This window comes from Erwinia sp., assembly GCF_031978025.1.
In the GTDB taxonomy this organism is placed as follows: domain Bacteria; phylum Pseudomonadota; class Gammaproteobacteria; order Enterobacterales; family Enterobacteriaceae; genus Erwinia.
The window spans coordinates 1-2,747 of record NZ_DALZCD010000399.1; the positions used below are offsets into that span (position 1 = coordinate 1).

Annotated in this window: 5 protein-coding genes and 1 pseudogene; 1 reads left to right on the forward strand and 5 read right to left on the reverse strand. The window is 43.2% G+C overall.

The features are described from left to right. Positions 1 to 336, reverse strand: a pseudogene (locus RTK32_RS21375) (adhesin); the annotation flags it as partial. A 114-nt stretch (positions 337 to 450) separates the two neighbouring features. On the opposite strand from RTK32_RS21375, the gene RTK32_RS20880 reads away from it, so the two are divergent. Continuing rightward, positions 451 to 609, forward strand: a complete 159-nt coding sequence (locus tag RTK32_RS20880) for a SymE family type I addiction module toxin (RefSeq protein WP_409451123.1) — start codon at positions 451 to 453, stop codon at positions 607 to 609. Positions 610 to 713: 104 nt separating this feature from the next. On the opposite strand, the gene RTK32_RS20885 is transcribed toward RTK32_RS20880, so the two are convergent. The 4 genes from RTK32_RS20885 to RTK32_RS20900 all read right to left on the reverse strand — a co-directional run. After that, the gene (locus tag RTK32_RS20885; protein WP_312047288.1) at positions 714 to 941 is read right to left on the reverse strand and encodes an Imm31 family immunity protein; all 228 of its coding nucleotides are present in this window, start codon (positions 939 to 941) and stop codon (positions 714 to 716) included. A 75-nt stretch (positions 942 to 1,016) separates the two neighbouring features. Continuing rightward, positions 1,017 to 1,340 carry a polymorphic toxin type 17 domain-containing protein gene (locus RTK32_RS20890; protein WP_312047289.1) on the reverse strand — a complete coding sequence of 108 codons (324 nt, stop codon included), beginning with the start codon at positions 1,338 to 1,340 and terminating at the stop codon, positions 1,017 to 1,019. 87 nt (positions 1,341 to 1,427) lie between these two features. Further along, positions 1,428 to 1,913: a hypothetical protein gene (locus tag RTK32_RS20895; protein WP_312047290.1), complete on the reverse strand. Its 486-nt coding sequence runs from the start codon at positions 1,911 to 1,913 to the stop codon at positions 1,428 to 1,430. After that, on the reverse strand, positions 1,910 to 2,747 hold an 838-nt coding region (locus tag RTK32_RS20900), incomplete at its 5' end, for a DUF6862 domain-containing protein (protein WP_409451122.1). The genes RTK32_RS20900 and RTK32_RS20895, both read right to left, overlap by 4 nt.

Sequence of the window (2,747 nt, forward strand, 5' to 3'; positions counted from 1 at the left end):
TTGCCACGTCCCGGCTCAGGTCAGCCACGCTCTGCTGCTGTTTATCGCCATTGCGGACGGTAATGGCGCCCCCGCTCACCGCCGATTCTGTCACTGACGCGGCGCTGCCGCCGCCGTTGATGCCTGCCAGCATCGTACCGGCCAGGTTGCCCAACATCTGGCTGCCTGTGGGGCCGCCGCTGCCGTCGAGCCGATAACCGCCCCGTTCAGCTGCGTGTGGTCATCGACGGTCACGTCAAAGCCGCCTTTACCTGCAAAGATGCCCGTCTGCTCCGCCACGCTCTGCCAGTTGCTATACATCTTTTCACGGCTAAAGTTCATGCTGGCCGAGCCGCCGAAGGTATAGCTGGCGCTCTGCTATGGAACCCTGATTAACAAAGTGCGGTTCGGTCCCGACTAAATTCGAAGTATTTCCGCCCATCGCCCAGCATTACGCTTAAAGGTGTCTGGCTGGAAGTGGCAGGATTTACAACCGGGACACCGGTTAATGTGCGTGTAATGAACGGTTGTCTGCTGCTGCGGCGGAAGTACCGTCACCGGAGCCGGAGGCGATGCAGACCTTGCGTCAGCTTTGCCCGAAGATCTCCGCCCGTAAGCAGCGAAAATTGATAAACGTGATTCAGATGATGGTGAAGCTGTAGAGGCGGGGCGCTGACTGATTGTTAAAGCAAAAATTTCAGCCGCTGTGGGCTGGCATTAGTTTTGTCTAAAGGTTAATAAAAATCATTTTGTGTGAGCTGTTTACCCGTTGGGATGACTTCATCTTTATCAAAAGACAAAAGATATTCTTCATCATAAAGTTTTATTGAGTACCCATAAAGTATCCCATCCTCTTCACTTACTCCCATAACACCGCCCTTTTTACCTATATATTTCTTATTTTTTCCTTTGCAGTCAGGGGATATTTCCACCTCCTGATAAAAGCCGACCTTATATTCCATAAAGACTTACCTTGGTTATTTATGTGTTATTTACCCATCAAGAGATATATTTAAACGCGAACCATCTATTGTTGCTCAGCCAGGTCGAGCGTTGCCCTTTGGTGATAGTTGAACATCCCATTCAAAAGCCTGCCCGGCGGTACGCGAGGGGCCTTTCACCCATTCATTACCGAATTTATTAGGGTGGCCGTTATTAGGTCCCCATGGTAATGGGTTACCGGGCGAATAATTGCTATCAGGGACAAAGCGAATTTTACCTTTCGTTGGAATTTCTACATATTTTATACGACTTTTGGTCGACCACGGTTGTGCATAACCACCTGTACCGGAAGGATTGAAAGAAGGATCTTTTACATTGGAAAGGGCCTGACCCGCCTGTACCGAACTATTTTCCTTCATCCCATAAACCGCACCACCAATCGCTGCCGTTGTATGAAATCAACTGTCGATAGATTACTCAAAAATAAAAAACTATCGCTTAGATTTTTATTTAAGAATATGCAATCCTGAATTTTTCACAGCACTTCTTATTACGTTAATGTACCTATCACTTTCTTTAAATAAATAGAAGCAGTGGGTCAAATCATATCCAGACATAACATATAGGCTTACCTCATGAAAATAAAAATTATATAATGGATTCTCTCTTAAACTTAACTCCAAAGCTTTAGAGAAACATGAAAAGTCAACGTATTCATAAATAAACCCATCTAATACCAAACTGACGCGACCCTTTGACAAATCATACAATTCAGTATATAAATGAAAAAACTTTCCTTCAATATCTTTGAAAAGTCTTTCTTTCTCATGATCATTACCTATATCAGAAAAACAAATAAGTGTCTCATTGAGAAACTCATCGCTACTCAAGTAATGAGTAAAGTAAGAAACATTAAAACGCGCAAATAATTTATTTAATGATAATTCATCATCAAAATTTGCATTCTTTAAAATATTTAATAAATTAATCATTTTCTCAACACATTCCCATTCGCATCTAATGTTGCGACTCTATTACCATTTTTATCCAGTAGTTTCCATGCACTACCACCATGAGAATTATTACCGGCCCTGTCAGGCGAAAGTCTCCAACCAGTTTTAGGATCTATTAATTCTGCTTTACTACCAGAAACACTTTTTCGCTGGTTGAAAAGTTCTAAATTAACCTTATCCCCTTTGTTTAATTCAGATTTATAATCTTTTACCGTATGTATTTTATCGATAGAGCCCGTGGACAGATACGCATTCGGTGGCAACTCCTTGCCCGCTGAAGAATGGTTAACATTAGCTGCCCCTGCCATAGCCAGCGCATCATTGCTGCCTTTCGTGCTGCTGGCAATGTTCTGTTTGAACTCATTATATTTTGACAGCACCTGTTTCAGCGTTGAAGCTACAGATGCACTTATGATACCTGTTTCAGGTTTGTTACCTTTAAGGCCATACAATATGCCGACAATATCTGCCGTCTGGTTAATATTAATAGCCAGCGCAAATTTATTCTTTGCTTCCTGATAACTGATATTTCGGGATTTTGCATAATTCTCAATAGCATAATCCCATTTATCAGCGGTCGTATTTGCCACAATCTGGCTGACTTTATCGTAATCCTCACGATTCAGTTCTTTATAGGTTAGCCTTCCCAGCGTTCCGTTATAAGTTTCTTGCAGGCCCTGAACCAGGGCATTTGCATTTTGACAGGCGGGTGAGGATTTGCCCTGAGAGCATGCTTCTGCAACATATTTATCTGTCGCAGTATCAAGCTGTTCAAGCTGTTCGTGTCTTGCTTCCAGAGCAGCGACTTCCTCC